The organism is Parapedobacter composti, assembly GCF_900112315.1.
GTDB lineage: Bacteria > Bacteroidota > Bacteroidia > Sphingobacteriales > Sphingobacteriaceae > Parapedobacter > Parapedobacter composti.
This window is the reverse complement of the sequence record NZ_FOLL01000001.1, coordinates 598189-617461: the sequence shown is the minus strand read 5'-3', so window position 1 is coordinate 617461 and position 19273 is coordinate 598189. Positions and strand designations below refer to the sequence as shown.

General features: G+C 51.9%; 16 protein-coding genes. 4 read left to right on the top strand and 12 right to left on the bottom strand.

What is annotated here, in order from left to right:
- Positions 1 to 2: 2 nt before the first annotated feature.
- Both BM030_RS02290 and BM030_RS02285 read right to left on the bottom strand, forming a co-directional pair.
- Positions 3 to 1853, bottom strand: a complete 1851-nt coding sequence (locus BM030_RS02290) for a flavohemoglobin expression-modulating QEGLA motif protein (RefSeq protein WP_090970615.1) — start codon at positions 1851 to 1853, stop codon at positions 3 to 5.
- Positions 1850 to 2644 carry an N-formylglutamate amidohydrolase gene (locus BM030_RS02285; RefSeq protein ID WP_090970613.1) on the bottom strand — a complete coding sequence of 265 codons (795 nt, stop codon included), beginning with the start codon at positions 2642 to 2644 and terminating at the stop codon, positions 1850 to 1852. Before BM030_RS02285 ends, BM030_RS02290 begins: the two co-directional genes overlap by 4 nt.
- Positions 2645 to 2794: 150 nt before the next feature.
- Here BM030_RS02285 and BM030_RS02280 point away from each other — a divergent pair, with 150 nt between their 5' ends.
- The 3 genes from BM030_RS02280 (at position 2795) to BM030_RS02270 (ending at position 8698) form a co-directional block, all read left to right on the top strand.
- Positions 2795 to 3973 (top strand): efflux RND transporter periplasmic adaptor subunit, encoded by a 1179-nt coding sequence (locus tag BM030_RS02280; RefSeq protein WP_090970611.1) that lies wholly within the window; start codon positions 2795 to 2797, stop codon positions 3971 to 3973.
- An 88-nt stretch (positions 3974 to 4061) separates the two neighbouring features.
- Complete coding sequence (locus BM030_RS02275; RefSeq protein ID WP_090971023.1) at positions 4062 to 7232, top strand: efflux RND transporter permease subunit; 3171 nt, start codon at positions 4062 to 4064, stop codon at positions 7230 to 7232.
- Positions 7233 to 7267: 35 nt separating this feature from the next.
- Entirely contained in the window at positions 7268 to 8698 is a 1431-nt protein-coding gene (locus tag BM030_RS02270) for an efflux transporter outer membrane subunit (protein ID WP_244518613.1), read from the top strand.
- A 242-nt stretch (positions 8699 to 8940) separates the two neighbouring features.
- On the opposite strand, the gene BM030_RS02265 is transcribed toward BM030_RS02270, so the two are convergent.
- From BM030_RS02265 to ccoN, 6 genes are read right to left on the bottom strand one after another with little or no spacing between them, the layout of a single operon-like run.
- Entirely contained in the window at positions 8941 to 9633 is a 693-nt protein-coding gene (locus tag BM030_RS02265) for a sulfite exporter TauE/SafE family protein (protein WP_090970606.1), read from the bottom strand.
- Complete coding sequence (locus BM030_RS02260) at positions 9630 to 9830, bottom strand: FixH family protein (RefSeq protein ID WP_090970604.1); 201 nt, start codon at positions 9828 to 9830, stop codon at positions 9630 to 9632. The genes BM030_RS02265 and BM030_RS02260 overlap by 4 nt, the downstream gene beginning before the upstream one ends.
- Before the next feature lie 16 nt (positions 9831 to 9846).
- Positions 9847 to 11316: a cytochrome c oxidase accessory protein CcoG gene (gene ccoG, locus BM030_RS02255; protein WP_244518612.1), complete on the bottom strand. Its 1470-nt coding sequence runs from the start codon at positions 11314 to 11316 to the stop codon at positions 9847 to 9849.
- A complete protein-coding gene (locus BM030_RS02250; protein ID WP_090970600.1) occupies positions 11249 to 12079 on the bottom strand; it encodes a cbb3-type cytochrome c oxidase N-terminal domain-containing protein in 831 nt (276 codons plus the stop codon). Before BM030_RS02250 ends, ccoG begins: the two co-directional genes overlap by 68 nt.
- Positions 12076 to 12276 carry a hypothetical protein gene (locus BM030_RS02245; protein ID WP_090970598.1) on the bottom strand — a complete coding sequence of 67 codons (201 nt, stop codon included), beginning with the start codon at positions 12274 to 12276 and terminating at the stop codon, positions 12076 to 12078. Before BM030_RS02245 ends, BM030_RS02250 begins: the two co-directional genes overlap by 4 nt.
- 19 nt (positions 12277 to 12295) lie before the next feature.
- Positions 12296 to 14428 (bottom strand): cytochrome-c oxidase, cbb3-type subunit I, encoded by a 2133-nt coding sequence (gene ccoN / locus BM030_RS02240; RefSeq protein ID WP_090970596.1) that lies wholly within the window; start codon positions 14426 to 14428, stop codon positions 12296 to 12298.
- A gap of 237 nt (positions 14429 to 14665) precedes the next feature.
- On the opposite strand from ccoN, the gene BM030_RS02235 reads away from it, so the two are divergent.
- Positions 14666 to 14953 carry a hypothetical protein gene (locus tag BM030_RS02235; protein WP_090971021.1) on the top strand — a complete coding sequence of 96 codons (288 nt, stop codon included), beginning with the start codon at positions 14666 to 14668 and terminating at the stop codon, positions 14951 to 14953.
- Here BM030_RS02235 and ccoS read toward each other — a convergent pair.
- The 4 genes from ccoS to BM030_RS02215 are packed head-to-tail and all read right to left on the bottom strand — an operon-like array spanning position 14942 to position 19270.
- Positions 14942 to 15109, bottom strand: coding sequence for a cbb3-type cytochrome oxidase assembly protein CcoS (gene ccoS / locus BM030_RS02230; protein WP_090970594.1), 168 nt, complete (start codon positions 15107 to 15109; stop codon positions 14942 to 14944). The two genes, BM030_RS02235 and ccoS, sit on opposite strands and share 12 nt — an antisense overlap.
- A complete protein-coding gene (locus BM030_RS02225) occupies positions 15106 to 17505 on the bottom strand; it encodes a heavy metal translocating P-type ATPase (RefSeq protein ID WP_090970591.1) in 2400 nt (799 codons plus the stop codon). The genes ccoS and BM030_RS02225 overlap by 4 nt, the downstream gene beginning before the upstream one ends.
- A complete protein-coding gene (hemN, locus tag BM030_RS02220; RefSeq protein ID WP_090970589.1) occupies positions 17502 to 18866 on the bottom strand; it encodes an oxygen-independent coproporphyrinogen III oxidase in 1365 nt (454 codons plus the stop codon). Before hemN ends, BM030_RS02225 begins: the two co-directional genes overlap by 4 nt.
- Positions 18863 to 19270, bottom strand: a complete 408-nt coding sequence (locus BM030_RS02215) for a Rossmann-fold NAD(P)-binding domain-containing protein (RefSeq protein WP_090971019.1) — start codon at positions 19268 to 19270, stop codon at positions 18863 to 18865. The genes hemN and BM030_RS02215 overlap by 4 nt, the downstream gene beginning before the upstream one ends.
- Between the last annotated feature and the right edge of the window lie 3 nt (positions 19271 to 19273).

Here is a 19273-nt window from a genome sequence, read left to right as displayed (position 1 = left end):
GGTTATTTAAGCATCTTAAATACGGTTCCGGCCTTTTTGATTTCCGCTATTTTATCGATATAGGGCTTTTCCAGAAATTTTGGCCGAAGAGTCAGGGGCTTCAATAAGCGCCTATGTGTCAGTTCTTCAATGATGGGGAGATAGTCTTGCCGGATTTTACCAATCAACAACTGCGAAATATCCTTGCCTTGTTTAATGTATTCAATCACGTTCAATAGTCCCTTTAAGTATACCGCATCTTTGGTAAGTCCGCCACCCCGATAGACACGCATCGCAATGTGGAATGCTGTGTCCGATCCGAACGCATATTTGCTGGTCAGGAGGTCAAACGTATCCACAAACGAATTTCCCGCGAGCATGTGGTGGACAGCGACCACCCGCGCAGCGAGGATACGCATCCGCTGGTTAGTCAGTCCGCCCGTCATGTATTCGCTAAGTACGGCCAGTCCTTCCTGCAACTGCTCATAGCCCGGCACGCCCACATAGAAAAGCTTAAAAGGCTGTGCCATACCGTTATAATAAGTAACTACATGTGTGCCCACCTCATGCTGAAGCAGGGAAAACGCCCGATCTTTGGAAATGCTATAACGGCTACTGATATTGAGCGTGCCCCTTGAAACCATCACGCCCTCCACATCGTCGCGCACCCGTACAGCGGTAGATACCGCTGCGTATTGCTTTTTTAAATATTCCAGCTCCATTTTCGCCATCCCGGCAAAGGTTGCAGCGTCGAGCATTTCTTTAGCCGCCGGTGATGGTTGGGGCGGAGCGGCAACCAATATGGCCCGTGCAATCTCCAAAAGATGCTCATCAATGATGCCGAAGAGCTGCTGGCTGCTGTACAGAAAGTCGGCCTTCTCCCGTTCGCCCAACATGTTGAGCATGCGGTCTATTTCTTTACGCTTATCCCTGAAAAGATATGCGATGGTGGGATCGGAAATATCTTCAATAGGCAAGTTATATAGTTTCCGCTTGATCAGTTCGGGATCTATCGGCATGGGACGATAGTGGAATACCGGATTTTTCCGGAATTTGCTTTTTGAAAACTGTTGCCAAGCTTCCTGCGCATTTATCGGGGTGACCAGCAGCAGGAAATCAAATTGGTTACTGTATTCCGCTAATTTATTGTCAATATCCCATACCAGTTCGTGCAATTCGGTTGTGCCCAGCATCTCAAAATGTGCCGCACTATAGGATGTCTTCACCCGCACAAACTCGAAGAAGCTTTTCCGCAATGCCTTCACAAACCCTTCGCGCAATTCCCTTAAAAACAATGGGTATGGCTTGCCCGTTTGCTGGTTGATATAGATTGGCGCTATTTCCAAGCCAATGACGATAATTTCGCTTTGGCGCGCCTCCTCGGCGTCAAAAATCCCATCGTAATAAGGCGGAGAAGGGATACGTTTGCCTTTCTCCAGCTTCGTTTCGATAGCCTGCGCCTGGTGTATTTGAATACGTTGCAATTCGGCTTGCATTTTCTCCGCTACGGCAAGTGCACTTTTCTGGCTGATATGGATGGTAAAAGCCGGTGCATCCACCCGATCAGACAACCAGACCTCCAGCAACATAAAACCGCCGAACTTATCGGCCATGGTGCTCGCTATCGCCCTTGTAACCGGGGTGACCGGGGTTTCGGCCGTGTCGGGCGCCACCAGATAAGCGGATTCTGTTTTCCCCAGCGCGCTCGTAAAGGCATCTTCCCCATGGGGCGGAATACGATACACCAACAAATAGGGAACCGGCCTATCGATATGGAGCTCGCCACCGCTGGGCAGGACCAGGTGCAGCGGATGGTTTTTCACCAGTTTATCCACTATACGGGCGGTATATTTTTTGATATCGGCGGTTATCATGAATAAGAAACGGCTTTACTTTGCATGTCGAGCATATCCAACAAAAAAGGAATTGATCCCTTAAGCGCATACTGGATATCCTGAAGGTGATTAATGTCCACGCGGCCCGCCCATTCATCCATGAATGTTTTTTTGAATTCCAGGGACAGTACGCACCCGTATTTGCCAAAATTCCGGTTAACCCATTCTGAAAACGCGCCGCCTCCGAATTTAATATTTTCCCGCACATCAGGGAAACTCCCTGAAATCGTATGGTGCGATAAATAGCGGACCATGCGGTGGCCAAAAGCCTTCCAGGCACCATGGTTATGTACCGTTCCGATATTGATCTCCGGGCACTCACCAATCGGATCACATTCCGACGGATCGTATCGGCGATGGTTGTAGCTATGGATATCCAGCACCACAAATTTCCCGAATGCCAGAATTGTCCATTGAAACAATTTAGAAACTTCGCTATAAAATTGATCATAGCCCTCCAACAACTGGTTCACCATGATTTCCGGCAATGCAGGTTGCCATACCTTTAGTCCCCAAGCGTCTTCGGGCTTCCGATAAACCGCATGCTCACGCCTGCGGTTCAAATCGGTCTGAAACCTCGACGTCTCGACGATGATTTTACTGACCGGCAAATCAGCCATGTATGCCGTATAGGGATCCTCTTCCCGGAAACGTTCATGCTCTTGCAAATGCATATAATCAAACAGCGGCGATGCAAGAGTATGGCCATCATGCAGCGCTACAGCTATAATCGGACTTTGCTCGCGGTATATGTGGTAAATCAACTCCATTTCGAATCAATAACATCACACCGCCAATAAAGTTTTTTGGCATTGGCACACATTCTGACCTTCTTTAATCACGTGTGTACAATCAAAACCAAGAGATACATTATTACGAAACAAACAAGCGTACATGCGCGTAACGTTAAATGAAAAGCTATGAACACGTCCATAAGAATGAATACCAAAACCCTCATAATCATCGCTTTATTATCATTTTTATTGATCACATTTTTTAGCTGTTCGAGTGGTTCATCCCAAACAAATGACAACAAGAATAACGCTGTTGCCCTACCCGTTCAGCGTATAGATACTACCACGGCCACTACCGTAAAAGATTATTTGGGTACCATTGAAGGCAAGGTCAATGTAGAGATTCGTCCACAAGTTGAGGGCATTCTGGAAGAAATCTATGTAGATGAAGGCGCCTTTGTGAATGCCGGGCAGAAGCTCTTCCGGATAAATCCACAGCCTTATCAAGAACAGCTTAACAATGCATTGGCGAATGAAAATGTAGAAAAAGCCAAGTTGGAAAACGCTAAGCTCGAAGTCGACCGGCTGAAGCCATTGGTTGAGCATGACGTTATCTCAGATGTTCGGCTCCGTACAGCCATGTCGGATTATGATGTGGCAAAAGCGTCTCTGGCCCAAGCTTCCGCCGCAGTGGCCAGCGCCCGGATCAACCTGGAATTCACCACCATCAAAGCCCCGGTAAGCGGCTTTATCGGCCGTATCCCAAAACGGATAGGTAATTTAGTAAGTAAAAGTGACCCACTGACTGAACTTTCCGACATCAGTGAAGTCTATGTATACTTTGCCATGAGCGAATCCGATTTCTTGTACTTCAGAAAAAAATACGGACGGCAGGACACCGCGGTAACCGATTCGTCCCGGACACCCCCCATGATTCCAAACGTCACACTTATCATGGCTGATGGCGCCGAATATCCAGAAAAAGGCGTCATCGACGCGATCAACGGGCAGGTAAACCGCACCACAGGCGCCATCAGTCTGCGGGCTACTTTCCCCAACAGCGACAACGTTCTCCGTTCGGGCAACACCGGAACCATCAAGATGGAAGAACGGCAACAGGGAGTCTTAACCGTCCCGCAGATTGCCACCACGGAATTACAGGATAAAATCTTTGTTTTTAAACTTACGCCAGACAACAAGGTAAAACGGCAAGCTATACAGGTCACCGGAAAAGCCGGCGACCAATATATTGTACAAAACGGTGTCGGCCCCGGCGACCGGATTGTACTCTCGGGCCTTGACAGACTGGCCGATGGCATGGAAGTTAAACCGTTGAATACATCCCGGATCGCGTTAGCGGAATAAGCATTTCACTTTCTTTTCGTGATCAGCACTGTGCAATATGGCGGTTCGCCCTGCTACCGCTATTATGCGCTTAAAGAATAAACATACTATGCTCCAAACATTCATCAATAGGCCGGTATTGGCCACTGTGATTTCCACTTTGCTGGTGATCTTAGGACTGGTGTCCATGTGGCAACTACCGATCACGCGATTTCCAGATATCGCGCCCCCCAGTGTAACCGTCTCCACTTCCTACCCCGGCGCCAACGCCGAGACGGTGGCAGGCGCCGTGCTCTTGCCCATTGAGGAAGCCATCAATGGGGTTCCTGACATGACCTATATCCGTTCATCCGCCACCAACTCGGGATCGGGTAACATTACCGTGTTCTTCAAAACCGGAACCGACCCCAATCAGGCTTCTGTAAATGTGCAAACCCGCGTTTCCAAGGCAACGTCCCGTATTCCGCCCGAAGTCATTGAATCGGGCATCACCGTAGAGCCACGGCAGAGCGGAATCATTATGACCATCAACATCTTCAGTACCCACCCAGACACGCTGTATGATGAGACATTTTTGCAAGCTTATGCACAAATTAACCTGATGCGTGAACTTGCACGCGTAGACGGCGTGGGCGAGGTGCGGCGTGTAGGCGCACGGGACTACTCCATACGTACCTGGCTGAACCCCGAAAAAATGGCCGTATATGGCTTGGTTCCGCAAGATGTGCGGGATGCTATCCGAGATCAGAACTTTGAGATTGCGCCGGGAAAATTCGGAGAAACCTCTGACGAAGCATTTGAAACCATCCTCCGCCACAAAGGCCGTTTTACGCTGCCCGAGGAGTTCGAACAGATTGTCATTAAAACCAATGACGATGGTTCCGTGCTTTATCTCCGGGACATTGCCCGTACGGAACTGGGCGCCACCAACCTTGGAAGCGACAACAAGGTGAACGGTTATCCAGGGCTCACCCTCAATATCCTCCAGACCAGCGGTTCAAACGCACGCGAGATTGATCTCCAGATACGCGACGTGCTCGAACGCCTCGCGCAGGATTTTCCCGACGGCGTGCAATACGAAATATCGTATAGTGTCCGTAACCAAATCGATGAATCCATCCAACAGGTACAACACACCATTTTCGAGGCCTTTCTGTTGGTGTTTATTATTGTCTTTATCTTTTTACAGGACTTCCGCTCCACATTGATTCCTGCTATTGCCATTCCGGTTTCGCTAGTAGGCACATTTTTCTTCCTTCAGCTGTTCGGTTTTTCCATTAATGTGCTTACCATGTTCGCTTTGGTATTGGCTATCGGTATTGTGGTGGATGATGCGATAGTGGTGGTGGAAGCTGTCCACCAAAAAATGCATGCCACAAATCTGGGGCCGCGCAAGGCCACACATGCGGCCATGGGAGAAATTACCGGCGCCATCATCTCCATCACGCTGGTGATGGCGGCCGTGTTCTTTCCGGTCGGTTTTATGGGAGGGCCTGCCGGGGTATTCTTTCAGCAATTTGCCTACACGCTGGCAACAGCCATTCTCATTTCAGCCCTGAACGCACTGACGCTCACACCCGCACTTTGTGCATTGTTGCTTAAGAAACCCCGCCATGAACCGGCGGCTGAGGCGCCTGTCCCTTCCGGACCCAAAGAACGCGTACCGTTGCAACGTCGCCTTTTTACGGCATTCAACACTGCATTTGCTGTTTTCACAGATAGGTACGTCGCCGCTTTGCGCCTTTTGGCGGGTCGTAAAGGTCTTGCCATTGCCAGTGTCGCCTTGGTCGTTGTGGCAGGCGTATGGTTAATGAACCGCACACCGTCGAGCTTCATTCCAACAGAAGATGATAGCTTCATCACCTATTCCCTTGCAATGCCCCCAGGGGCATCACTTTCACGCACGAATGCAGCCCTGGCCAAAGCCGACAGCATACTGAAGAACCGTGAAGCTATCGCCGGGATGACCACCGTGTCTGGCTATAATGCCATAGATGCGAGCGCAAGTTCTGCATTCGCTGTGGGCTACATTAATCTGAAGCCAATCGCGGAAAGGGGGAAAATCCGGAATATCAACGCAATTATGGACACTATCAGGCAGGATCTCTCCCAAATCACCGAAGCCTCGTTCAGCGTATTCCCTCGACCTACCATACAAGGATTTGGCGATTTCTCCGGACTCGAATTTGTGCTGCAGGACCGCATGGGCGGCTCTATGTGGGACTTCGGCATGGTGGCCGATACGTTTATGCGCGAACTGGAAAAAAGACCGGAGATAGCCTCGGCAAACACGACTTTCAATGCCAATTTCCCCCAATACCTCTTGGAAATCGACCCGATAAAAGCCAAAGCTCTGGGTGTGAGTATCCAAGATATGATGCGCACCATACAAGGGTATTACGGACGGGTGATGGTCAGCGATTTCAACCGGTTCGGGCGCCAATACCGTCTTTTTATGCAGGCCGATTTTAAATACAGGGCAGAACCTGAATCTTTTAATTCCATTTTTGTACGTAACAATCGTGGCGAAATGGTACCGGTCAATACCATCGTCAAACTTAAAAAGGTGATGGGTCCCGAAATTGTAAACCGTTACAATCTTTATAACGCCATTGCCATCAATGCTACACCCGCCGAAGGCTACAGTACGGGGGAAGCCATGGAAGCCATGGAGGCTGTGGCGGCCGAGCACCTTCCCGGTAATTACAGCTATGAATGGACGGGGATGAGTCTGGAAGAACGGCAATCCGGTAATGAAACCGCGTTAATTTTTGCGCTAAGTATCATCTTTGTTTATTTTTTGCTCGCGGCCCAATACGAAAGTTATATCCTGCCGCTTGCTGTCATGCTGTCCGTACCGGTTGGCCTGATTGGCGTATACTCGGTGATTAACGTGGTGGGACTGGAAAACAACATCTATGTACAGGTTGGTCTCATCATGTTAATCGGCCTATTAGCCAAAAATGCCATACTCATCGTGGAATTCGCCGCGCAACGGCGCCGTGCAGGGATGAGCATCCATGAGTCGGCATTGGCAGGCGCACGCATGCGCCTGCGGCCTATTCTGATGACGTCCCTTGCGTTCGTTGCCGGTCTGGTTCCGTTGATGTGGACGGCAGGCCCGTCTGCCCAAGGTAATCATTCCATCAGTTTCGGGGCTGCAGGAGGCATGCTTGCCGGTGTAATATTCGGCCTGTTTGCAATTCCGATACTATACTTGATTTTCAAAAAATTGGACGAAACGCTAAAAAACAGATTGTCTACCAAAGAAGAAGACTGAGCATGAACTATTTCAGGCAATTTCTATTTTCCTGCATGGCAGTATGCCTAACAATATCATCCTGCAAAGTGGGGCGCGACTATACCCGGCCTGCCACAGCACTCGCCGATACGTTCCGCGGCACATCGAAACGACCGGATTCAACAATAGACACCGCGAATATCGCAGTCATCCCCTGGTCCGATTTTTTTACGGATCGGATGCTGATGACGCTCATCGACAGTGCCATCGCTAATAACTATGACATGCAGGCTGCTTTGAAGAACATCGAGATTGCCCATCAAACGCTTAAGCAATCCAAGGCCGCTTTCTTCCCGGAGATCAACACACAGTTAGGCGGTACCAATCACCAATGGCGGTCGCGCGACTTCTTTGCTTCCCCCTCGTCCGGCTGGTATGAGCGAGGAGGGCACGGGGAACCGCCGGAACAGCTATATATGTATCAATCGCAATACCTATCGTCCATCAGCTTAAGCTGGGAAATGGATATCTGGGGACGGATGCGCAGGCAGAACGAACGAGCGTTGGCCGAGTACCTGCAGAGCTTCGAAGCGCGGAAAGCCATCCAAACCCAGTTGGTAGCGGCCATAGCTGAGGGTTATTACAACCTATTGATGCTGGATGCACAGTTAGAGGTGGCCCAACGGAATTTGAGGCTCAACGACAGTACGCTTCAGATTGTAAAGCTACAACGCGATGCCGGGGAAGTAAGCTCATTGGCCTTGCAGCAAACAGAATCACAAAAACTGGTAGCCGCGTCGCTTATCCCTGAGTTAGAACAGGAAATCGCTATTCAGGAAAATGCACTGATGGCCTTAACCGGAGCAATGCCCGACAGCGTTTACCGTTCATCCGCACTGATGGATTGGCGCATGCAGGACAGCTATGACACCGGCGTGCCACTGCAGCTGCTGACCAACAGGCCCGATGTACGGCAAGCCGAACAGGCTTTGCGGGCCGCCAATGCTGAAGTCGGCGTTGCACAGGCGTACCGTTACCCCTCGCTTACCATTGATGCAACCGGGGGGCTCAACGCCATGCTCCCGCACAACTGGTTCAACATTCCTGGTGCGCTGTTTGGCGGCCTCATCAGTAGTGCCACGCAGCCCATCTTTAATCGCAGGCGACTCAAAACGCAGCACGAGATAGCAAAGCTTGAGCGCGACAAAGCCGAGATTGCATTCCAGCAGACCGTTATGGAAGCCGCGCATGAAGTGAGTAATGCTCTGGTCATGATAAACAAGCTCAATGAACAATATACCATAGCCGAGCAGCGCGTCGCAACCGCCCAGTTGGGTGTTAAAAATGCCAACTTGCTCTTTAAAAGCGGAGAAGCCACCTACCTGGAAGTTATCACGGCCCAAAGCAACGCATTAACCAGTGAATTGGACTTGGTGCGCATCAAACAACAGCAGTTGGTAGCCAAAGTTTCGCTCTACAGGGCACTCGGCGGTGGATGGAAGTAATCCGCATTTATCGCTGCACCTGGATTACCGTATCTTTAAACTCACGGATCACGATGGTACCCGTATACGGCTGTTTAAAGTACCCCAGTACTTTAGCGCTGATATCCTGCGCTAATATTTCCATATCGTCTCCGAAAGCTACTATTGCCCTCTATTGCCACCAGCCCGCCCTCGTAGCCTTCCATAACCATAACCATAAAAATTAATTCCTTCTCCATTTTTAAGCTATAATTACCTTTCGTTTACCGGCAATTGGCCACGCCTTCCGGATACAATAACGGGCTTAAATAAGGGATATCCCAGTTAGCGCCACGCAGGAGGAACCACACGCCCATGATGAGTAAGATAACGGGCATCCATTTAGCAATGTTAACACAAACCAGCCGTTTCACACGGGAGCCGGTTATGGCCACGGCTGTCATCATCGGAAGTGTTCCCAGGCCAAAAAGCAGCATAAAAAGCGTGGCGTTCAGAACAGAATCTGCATTGAATGCAGCCATTAAAGCCATGTATACCATGCCGCACGGCAGAAACCCATTACAAACCCCTGCGATGAAATTTCCCCCCGGTTGGTGTAACCAATAGCCCATCTTCCGGATTAGCGGCGCAACCAGCGCCATTTGCCGCTTGGCTATGCCGAAATAACGCGCGCCCGCCAATTGGAGCAATGCCAGCGCCAAAAGTACCAGCCCAATCAGCAGGCTGATGTATTGCTGCCATCCTTTTAACGCAACCAGGTTACCTGCCAACCCGACCGCCAGCCCCAGCGCACCGTATACCGTGATCCGGCCAATTTGATAGACCATTTTGTTAGCAAGTGCCATAGCCTTTGACCTACCTGCCATCGGCAACGCCAGCACCAGCGGCCCGCACATGGCTGCACAGTGAAGGCTGCCCAACAATCCCATGAAAAAAGCCAGCGCCAGGAAGTTCATCGTTTTAACCGCATTAATGTATCCGCCGCCGTTAAGGGCTGGCTTACCCTTTGCAGGCTGTCGTACTTTAATCCTCGCTCATAGTAATCCGGCGCGACCAGCGAATCCGTATCATGCCTTAACATATAAACGCCGAACGACATTATCATTATCATGAAAAGAGCCAGCGCCATCACTATCTTTGTTCCCCAGTCCATATCCGTTCTATTTTATTTAATCCCTCCCCCCGGTGGGAGCTACAAAAGTGGTCTTCATGGTTTCTAACGCCTGACCGTCCACCAATACACATACGTTAACCTTAGTCTTGTATGAGGTAATATCCCGCTGCTCAGCTACCAAAAAGAAACTCAGCTGTACCGTTCCGCCCGCCGGGATCACATTAACCGGGTTCACCCGCTGAATGGAAAAGTGCCGATTGCCAGCCGTCAGCTCAAAGGACATTTCACGATGTGTTTTATTGATGAGTTCGAGACTATATAAATTACTTACCGTACCATCATCACGCAGCTGGTAGGTACTTCCGCTGGCCCGTAGCAGAGCTCCCTCCACTTCGCTGCGGCTGAACAGCAGCCACCCGAATACGGCGAGCAGCGCGGCCAGCACCATGCTGTACGCGATGGCACGTGCATTGCCGGGTTTGCTCCTTTTTTCCCCGGTTATCTCAGCCGTGGTATAGAATCCAATGAGGCGTTCCGGTCGACCGATTTTTTTCATCACGGCGTCGCAGGCATCGATGCAAGCCGTGCAGTTTACGCATTCCAATTGAATGCCATCGCGGATATCGATACCCGTTGGACACACGTGCACGCATAAACCGCAATCAATGCAGTCACCCCCTGTCTGCCGGGAACCCTGTTTGCGGTGCCCGCGAGGTTCGCCCCTCCGATGGTGGTAAGCCACGGTGATGCTTTTATCATCGAGCAGTACGCCCTGAAGACGCCCATAAGGACATACCGTCGTGCAGACGATTTCGCGCACGAAAGCAAACACCGTATAGAACACCAACGTAAAAACGATAATGGCTATCAGCCCTCCGAGGTGCAGGCCTACTGGCTCGGTAACAATTTGCCACAACCGTTCCGTACCGATGATATATGCCAGGAACACATTGGAAATAAGGAATGAAATCACAAAGAAAATCGCGTGTTTTGCTACCTTCTTCAGGTACCAACCGGTGTCGCGAACCGCCGCGTTCAGCCGCTTTTGCCGCTTCCAATCTCCTTCAACCCAATATTCTATCCGCCTGAAAACAAGCTCCATAAAAATTGTCTGCGGGCAAGCCCATCCGCACCAGATACGCCCGTATACCACAGTAAACAGCACCACGCAGACCATGGCAACGAGCATACCGAACACGAAAATGTGCAGATCCTGCGGCCAGAATACGCTACCGAATAGCACAAACTTCCTATCCACTACATTAAAAAGCAGGAGCGGCTCTCCATGCACACGCACCAGCGGGCCGGCGAATAAGAAAAGGAGCAGTGTGTAGCCTACCCATTGGCGGTAATGGTACAGTCTGCCGCCCGGCTTTTTAGCATATATCCATTGGCGTTTCGTCGTCATCCCTTCCATCAGGTGCCTTTGATTCCCTCCATCAGTAGCTATTGTATAGCTAAAGCTGCTGTATGGTCGCTTCAGCCGCTTCGTACTGCACTTCTTCTCCCTGGGGTGCTTTCGCATTCGGCGGATGGGTATCTCGCAGGCTTACTATATAATTGCTGACCTCCGCGATCTGCGCGGGGGTCAGACTCTGCTCCCAGGGAACCATGCCTTTATCAAGTACCCCATACTTAACTACCTTGAAAATATCGCTTATCTCACCGCCGTGCAGCCAATACCGGTCGGTCAGGTTCGGGCCGATTCCGCCTTCACCCGCCACGCCGTGACATGCGGAGCAATTCTGGGAAAATACAGCCTGCCCGGCGGCGATAATTTCCGGGCGTAGGTCAACCCCAACCGAGTTCTCATCCACGTTATTGGCTGCCTGGGCCAGCCACTCCTGCCGCGCTTTTTCGGCTTTAGCCATTTCACGCGCATATTCCTCCTGTTGGTTGGGGCCCCATCCGAATACGTGATAGATGCACAGGTACACGGCTGCGAAAACGACCGAAGCATAAAAAAGCCCGTTGAACCAGGCGGGCACGGGGTTGTCCAGTTCGGTGATGCCATCATAGGCATGGTCGATAACCAAATCCTTCTCTTCAGCTATAGGCCGAAGTCCCATTAACTTATTCCACCAGGCACGAATCGCCAATGCCCGGCGGCTCTTCGCCTGCATTCTTGCAGTTTGTTCAACATCAAGTACGTGTGGCATCGTGAGGCGTATCATCATCCGCACGGCGCGCAGTACCACCGCTGCTGCGGCAAGCACCACGGCCATAACCAACATCAGGACGATAATGAGCGTATCGTCGACACTTAGTTGAAGGAATAGTGATTTCATGGTTGTTCAATTTGGTATTTTGCTTCAGAGCCGGCAACATCATTGTCATCCAGCGGCCTGTTTTTCATATAGTTTACATCATCCTTCCGCATCCGTAGCAACGTAATGGCCATAGTAATGAAGAAAATCAGGAAAATCCAAAGCGACACGATGAGGTACCATTCATCGCCGCTTAAATCCGTTATTTGCTTAAACATGATTTGTTCCGTTAGAACGTTAATTTGTTATTGTCACCGCAGGTGCTTCCTGTGTCTTGATGTCTGTGCCCAGCCGCTGTAGATACGCAATGAGTGCGATGATTTCCTTATCTGGCCGCACGGTTACCCCCTGGCTGCCAAGGTCTGCCGCAATCGCCTCAGCCTGCCGCCAAAGGTTTTCATTCGCGTCGTTTACGTCTTCGTCAGAATAGGGCACTCCCAACAGGCGCATAGCGTTCAATTTGGCCTTGGTGGTGGTTGTATCCAGCGGCTGCTCGGCGAGCCACGGGTATGGGGGCATGATACTGCCCGGCGAGGTGATGGTCGGGTCGAGCATATGGTCGAAATGCCATTTATTGGGATACTTCTTGCCGATGCGGTGCAGATCGGGCCCTGTCCGTTTTGACCCCCAAAGAAAAGGATGGTCGTAAACGAACTCGCCCGCCTTGCTGTATTCCCCGTAACGTGCCGTCTCCGACCGGAACGGCCGTACAGTTTGCGAATGGCAGTTAACACATCCTTCACGGATATAGAGGTCTCGCCCTTGGAGTTCCAGTGCCGTATAGGGCTTCACGCTGGAGATGGTAGGCACGTTTGACGATATCATAAACGTAGGCATCATCTGCACCATCCCTCCTATCAGGATGGTAATCAGTGCGACTACCATGAACAGGACAGGCTTGCGCTCCAGGCGCCTGTGTCGCGAACGTTCGTTCATCACCACCGGCATAAGTTCCGGTGCTTCCGCGGGTTCATTAGCCAACAGCCGCCCCTTACGCATGGTTTTCACCAAGTTGTAGGTCATCAAAAAGGCGCCGGCGAGGTACAAGGCACCTCCTACGGCCCTAAGCACGTGCATGGGGATAATCTGCAACGTTGTTGCCAGAAAGTTAGGATATTTCAGCACACCTTCTGGAGTGAATTCCTTCCACATCAGCCCCTGTACCACCGCCGCCCAGTACATCGGGACGGCGTAAAACAAAATCCCCAATGTTCCGATCCAAAAATGTACCGAGGCGAGTTTCTTTGAATACAACTCGGTTTTATAAATACGTGGCACAAGCCAGTACAAAATACTGAATGTCATAAAACCATTCCAGCCCAGGGCTCCTACATGTACGTGCGCCACAATCCAGTCTGTGAAGTGAGCAATCGCATTCACCTGTTTAAGCGAAAGCATGGGCCCTTCAAATGTAGCCATGCCATACGCGGTCAGCGCCACCACCATGAACTTCAACGTCGGCTCCGTACGCACCTTGTCCCAAGCCCCGCGCAGCGTGAGCAGCCCATTGATCATGCCTCCCCAGCTGGGAGCGATAAGCATTACCGAAAACACCACGCCGAGCGACTGCACCCATTCCGGCAGTGAAGTGTACAACAGGTGGTGCGGTCCGGCCCAGATATAAATGAAGATCAGCGACCAAAAGTGCAGAATGCTCAACTTGTAAGAATAAATCGGCCGGTTAGCCATCTTGGGCAGGAAATAGTACATCATACCCAGGTAAGGCGTAGTCAGGAAAAATGCCACGGCGTTGTGCCCATACCACCACTGCACCAAAGCATCCTGCACACCCGCATAAAGGTAGTAGCTTTTCCACATCGACACGGGCAACTGCACGGAATTGACAATGTGCAATACCGCCACGGTCACGAAGGTGGCGATGTAAAACCAGATGGCCACATACATGTGCCGCTCGCGCCGATTGATGATGGTTCCGAACATGTTAATGCCGAAAACCACCCAGATGACGGTGATTCCGATGTCTATGGGCCATTCCAGCTCGGCATACTCATGCGAAGTTGTCAGCCCCAACGGCAATGTGATAGCCGCGGCAAGGATAATGAGCTGCCAGCCCCAGAAATGTATCCGGCTCAGCAGGTCACTGTACATCCGCGCTTTCAGCAGGCGCTGCAAGGAGTAGTATACCCCCATGAAAATCGCGTTGCCTACGAACGCAAAGATGACTGCATTAGTGTGCAACGGCCGTACCCTGCCAAAGGTGGTGTATTGCAGGTCGAAATTCATGAACGGCCATATCAGCTGGACAGCGACCAGTAATCCCACGGACATCCCGATGATGCCCCATACCACGGTAGCGATACCGAAATCCCTGACAATTTTGTTGTCGTAATTGAATTTAGTTAGCTGCATTTACTATAGTTGATTTATTTTTCCGGCAGTAAAGTTACCGTCATCGCAATGTCAGGCGAGTGACCGTGATTGGGAATAAAAGTAATCGTGGTCATTTTTGGTGGGAGGGGTGGGTGGTCGGTGATCGGGGGTCGGTGATCGGGGGTCGGTGGTTGGGGGTCGGTGGTCGGGGATGAGTGATCGGGGCCGGGGGCCGGGGGTCGGGGTGGGTTTAATCAAAATATGTATTTTTGGGGCATGGATATTTCGGCTTTCAAATCATCACTCCAACAGCCTGCACCTCCTATCGGCCTCACCGTACAGCAAGAAGCGTTGTGGTATGATGCCAAAGGAGAATGGGAGAAGGCACATGACCTCATTAACGACCTAGATGATAAGCAATCGGCCCACATACATGCCTACCTGCACCGCAAAGAAGGAGACCTGTGGAATGCCGATTACTGGTATCGCCGAGCCGGCCGTAGCCGACCGGCGCTGACGTTGGAAGAAGAATGGGAAGATCTCGCGCGAATCCTATTTTTCTGAAGAATCTGCTTCCGCTGCTTCGTCTTCAAACAGGATGCGGACAGATGGCGTATATGTATCCTCGTGCTGACCTGTCTTGTTGGCCCAAAAAAACGCTCCCAGAAAAATCAGGGCGATGAACACACTACAGCCTATCAAGAAGAAGATTACGCTCATGATTGTGTGGTCGTCAATTGGTTTTTCGCGGCATAGACGCGGGTAGCTAATGTGGTAAAACCGATAATGGTTACCGTACTCATCGGCATCAGCACGGCAGCAAACAGAGGCGACATCATGCCCGTTACCGCAAACCCCAGTCCCACCAGGTTATAGGCCAGCGATATACCGAAACTCATGTGGATAACCCGCACCGTATCTTTGGCAAAGCGCAAAAAGCGGGGCACTTTGGTAAACGACTGCCCATCGAGTATGGCGTCGCAACCCGGCGAAAAACTATTGATATCATCGCTTACGGCGATGCCCAAATCAGCCTGTTTTAACGCGCCGGCATCGTTCAGACCGTCACCTATCATGCACACGGCATGCCCTTGCTGCTGCAAAGCATGAACATATTCCAGTTTCTCCACCGGTAGTTTACCGAACTGCAGGCTTGCCCATTCCGGAAAAATAGAACGCAGTATCGCTTGATCCCTGTCATTGTCACCGGAAACCAAGTGTAGCTGATAACGGCCGGCCAGTGCATGAAGCGTAGCTGCCAATCCTTCCCGCCACGGCTGTTCTACGGAAAAGCAACCTTTGACAGCGCCGTCTATCGAAACATATGCGGTGCTTCCGCGGTCGCCGCCGGCGGAGGCCGCCGCCCCGATGAATACGGCACTTCCCACGCATACCTGACGGCCGTCTACCAGCGCTTCGACGCCTTTACCGCTGACTTCGCGGAAGCGGCTGACATGCGGCAGCTCACGGCTGTCCACCCAGCGGACAATCGCGCGGCTTAGCGGATGGGTCGAGTTCCTGCACACCGCAGCCACCATGGCAGGCTCCCCGGCGTCCAGTTCCCCATTAAACCGCATCTGGGATGCCGCAGGTGATGAGATGGTACCGGTCTTGTCAAATACGAGGCAATCTACCGCTGCAAGTTGCTCGATGGCGGCGGTATTCTTGATGTAAAAGCGATTTTTGTCAAACACGCTTAAAGCGGTGGACAAAGTGAAGGGGCTGCTCAAAGCCAGCGCACACGGACAAGCAATAATTAGCACCGCCGTAAATGCTCCCCAGGCTTTGGCAGCATCGCCATAGACCAACCAATAACCCATTGCCAGGAACGCGATGGAGAGCAGCACCACCGTGAAATAGCGGCTCACGGTATTGCTGAACGTCCGAAAACGCCGCTCGTACGGCTTTGACGCCTCATTGTTCCACAACCGGGTGAGGTGACTTTGCGAGACAGCCTTAACCACTTCTACCTCCACAGCTCCCTCCAGTTGCCGCCCTCCCGCATAGATGATTTCCCCAGCCGCCTTTTTTACGGGCTCGGATTCGCCGGTCACGAAGCTAAAATCAATCGTGGCGTCCCCGTTCAGCAGTATGGCGTCTGCAGGTACAATCTCATTGCTGCGGATAAGCAGTCGGTCGCCTATCCCGATGTCGGCAATGGGCACGGGGTGTGCCCCGTCGGCTCCAAGACGCATCACGGCTACGGGGAAGTACGACCGGTAATCACGTTCAAACGACAGGTGGTGGTAGGTACGCTGCTGGACCCACCGGCCAACTAGCAGAAAAAAAACCAGTCCGCAAAGCGTGTCGGCAAATCCCGGCCCCGTAGCGGAGGCGACCTCCCAGGCCGTCCGCATGAACAGTACCAGAATACCCAACGCCAGCGGCACATCGAGATTCAGCCGTTGCTGCCTGAGGCTTTGCCAAGCTGAACGGAAATAACCTCTACCACTGTACAGCAATACCGGCAATGCGAAACCTAAATTCATCCATCGGAAAAACGCCGAATAATGCGCTTCAAATGCCGCCATACCGAAGTACTCCGGGAAGCTGAGCATCATGGAATTGCCGAAGCAGAATCCCGCCACGGCAATCTTGGCCACCAGTCCACGCTGGGAAAACCTGCGCCCTGCTTTGATGACATCCTGTAACGTAATGCTGGGCTCATAACCCACTTCGGCCAGCAATTCCACCAGTGCCCGCAACGACAGCCCTCCGTGTCTGAATGTGATAACGGCCTGCTTCTTCATGAAGTCGCACCGCGAGGATACCACGGCAGGATGCAGCTTGTACAAATGTTCCAGTAACCAGATACACGCACTGCAATGGATTGCCGGAATATAACAGGTAAAAACGGTAAGTGCATCATCCTTAAAATCGATAAGCTGCCCCGCAATAGCCGGTTCGTCGAGGTACTCGTAACGCTCCGCCACACCCATCCGCTTCCGGCCGGGATGGTTGTCATACCGATAGTACTGCTGCATCTGGTTGCTGCTGAGCAAGCGGTATACGCTCTGGCAGCCCAGGCAGCAGAAAACATGTCCATCGGTTTCATAGGCCGTGCCAGACACCGCATCGCCGCAGTGGAAACATGTTTGAGCCGTGGAAACAATCATAACGCGTTGCTGAATGTCGGTTGAGCATGCTGCTTCTCATGCAGGCGCTCATCAAATGCCATGCATACTGTGCGCAAAAAGGCCTTTCCCTGACTTGTTACCCTTACCCGCGCGCCATCCCACGTTACCAGCCCGTCATCCAGCAACGGTGCCAGCCGGTGCAGGATGGCCGACGACTGTTCACCGGGCACTTTCAATACAGTGCCGCCCCGGCACATCATATCCAGTATATATTGGCGCACGGCCAGATCAGCTCCGGAAAGCACGTGTCCCTTGCATACGGGAAGCTGACCGGCATCCACCATTGCCCGGTAGGCTTCAAGCGATTTGGCATTCTGCGCAAATGCCGTCCATGAATCGCTGATGGACGATACGCCGAGGCCTATCAGCAGGGGCGTATACCGATCGGTATACCCCATAAAGTTACGGTGTAACCAACCGCCTTTAGCCGCTTCGCACAAAGCATCGTGGGGAAGCGCAAAATGATCCATGCCCACCTCCTGGTAACCCGCCTGTGTAATACGTGCCTTGCCCAATTGATATAGGAGGAGTTTGTCCCTGCCTTTAGGCAAATCGGCCTCCGTATACCGGCGCTGCCCCGGTTTCATCCACGGCACATGCGCGTAGCTATAGAAGGAGATGCGGTCCGGTTTCATCACCAACGCCTTTTCTACCGTTGAAAGCAGGCGTGCCGGTGTCTGCGACGGAAGCCCGTAAATCAGATCAAAATTCACCGAGGTGTAGCCAATACGGCGGGCATCGGCCATTACACGCAAAACATCAGCTTCCGTCTGCCTGCGGTTAATAAGCCGCTGTACTTCGGGATTAAAGTCCTGTATACCAAGGCTCAACCGGCGGAAGCCAGCGTCAAAAAGCACCTGCAAGTGCCCGGCTGTGGTATTTGCCGGATGAGCCTCGAACGAAAACGCACCCCCCGCCACTTGATGTGCACCATCCATCAATCCGGCGACCAATCGGCCCAGCTGTTCCGGGGCAAAGAACGTGGGCGTGCCTCCCCCCAGATGGAGTTCGCTGACGGGCACGGACGCTGCCGGAAAGAGCCGGCGATACAGCTTCCATTCGGCCAGCACGGTATCGACATAAGGCGCTTCCACGCCATGGTTTTTCGTGATGGATGTATTGCAGCCGCAATACGTGCATAGCGTTTCGCAGAACGGCAGGTGTACATAAAGGCTGATGCCTTGGCCCATGGTATGCCCGAACCTTTCCCGTACATGCGCACGCCATTGGCTGGCATCCCACGTCTGCGTATCCCAATGAGGCACCGTGGGATAGCTGGTATAGCGCGGTGCGGCTATACCATAACGCTTTATCCATTCGTCAAGCTTGTTTTTCTTCATGGCGCACATACGTTCTGGCAGCAACAGGCCTTGCCCACACACTTACCCGCTTCCCATGCATTGAGATTACGGATGGTCTGCCGGGCGATGCTGCAGGTGGATTGGTCTTCACCAGGCGCATTGGCAACCTTCAGGCCTAGCCGCGTAGCCTGCGCGAGGTCGATATGCGTGGTGGTCTTGGACCGGGTGATGATTTTCCGGACGCCTGCATTTTTGAGCTCCCACAACAGTTCGGTGTCCAGGATATCGTAAACCGATACGATGACTACTTCTTTGCCTCGTGCGTACGACACCGTATGCCTGTTCAGTTCGTTTGAAATCAGCGTCAGGTCATGTTTTTTGCCATTGGCCAGCACCAGGCACTCCTTTTCTTGGTCTTTTATACTGTAAGCAATTGCTCTCATCCA

Bases quoted from the DNA above. Each gene is read 5' to 3' on its own strand.
- ccoN (WP_090970596.1), bottom strand. From the start codon at position 14,428: ATGCAGCTAACTAAATTCAATTACGACAACAAAATTGTCAGGGATTTC.
- BM030_RS02285 (WP_090970613.1), bottom strand. From the start codon at position 2,644: ATGGAGTTGATTTACCACATATACCGCGAGCAAAGTCCGATTATAGCT.
- BM030_RS02275 (WP_090971023.1), top strand. From the start codon at position 4,062: ATGCTCCAAACATTCATCAATAGGCCGGTATTGGCCACTGTGATTTCC.
- BM030_RS02235 (WP_090971021.1), top strand. From the start codon at position 14,666: ATGGATATTTCGGCTTTCAAATCATCACTCCAACAGCCTGCACCTCCT.
- BM030_RS02250 (WP_090970600.1), bottom strand. From the start codon at position 12,079: ATGAAATCACTATTCCTTCAACTAAGTGTCGACGATACGCTCATTATC.
- BM030_RS02260 (WP_090970604.1), bottom strand. From the start codon at position 9,830: ATGGACTGGGGAACAAAGATAGTGATGGCGCTGGCTCTTTTCATGATA.
- BM030_RS02215 (WP_090971019.1), bottom strand. From the start codon at position 19,270: ATGAGAGCAATTGCTTACAGTATAAAAGACCAAGAAAAGGAGTGCCTG.
- BM030_RS02280 (WP_090970611.1), top strand. From the start codon at position 2,795: ATGAACACGTCCATAAGAATGAATACCAAAACCCTCATAATCATCGCT.
- ccoG (WP_244518612.1), bottom strand. From the start codon at position 11,316: ATGCGAAAGCACCCCAGGGAGAAGAAGTGCAGTACGAAGCGGCTGAAG.
- hemN (WP_090970589.1), bottom strand. From the start codon at position 18,866: ATGAAGAAAAACAAGCTTGACGAATGGATAAAGCGTTATGGTATAGCC.
- BM030_RS02225 (WP_090970591.1), bottom strand. From the start codon at position 17,505: ATGATTGTTTCCACGGCTCAAACATGTTTCCACTGCGGCGATGCGGTG.
- BM030_RS02265 (WP_090970606.1), bottom strand. From the start codon at position 9,633: ATGAACTTCCTGGCGCTGGCTTTTTTCATGGGATTGTTGGGCAGCCTT.
- BM030_RS02245 (WP_090970598.1), bottom strand. From the start codon at position 12,276: ATGTTTAAGCAAATAACGGATTTAAGCGGCGATGAATGGTACCTCATC.
- ccoS (WP_090970594.1), bottom strand. From the start codon at position 15,109: ATGAGCGTAATCTTCTTCTTGATAGGCTGTAGTGTGTTCATCGCCCTG.
- BM030_RS02290 (WP_090970615.1), bottom strand. From the start codon at position 1,853: ATGATAACCGCCGATATCAAAAAATATACCGCCCGTATAGTGGATAAA.
- BM030_RS02270 (WP_244518613.1), top strand. From the start codon at position 7,268: ATGGCAGTATGCCTAACAATATCATCCTGCAAAGTGGGGCGCGACTAT.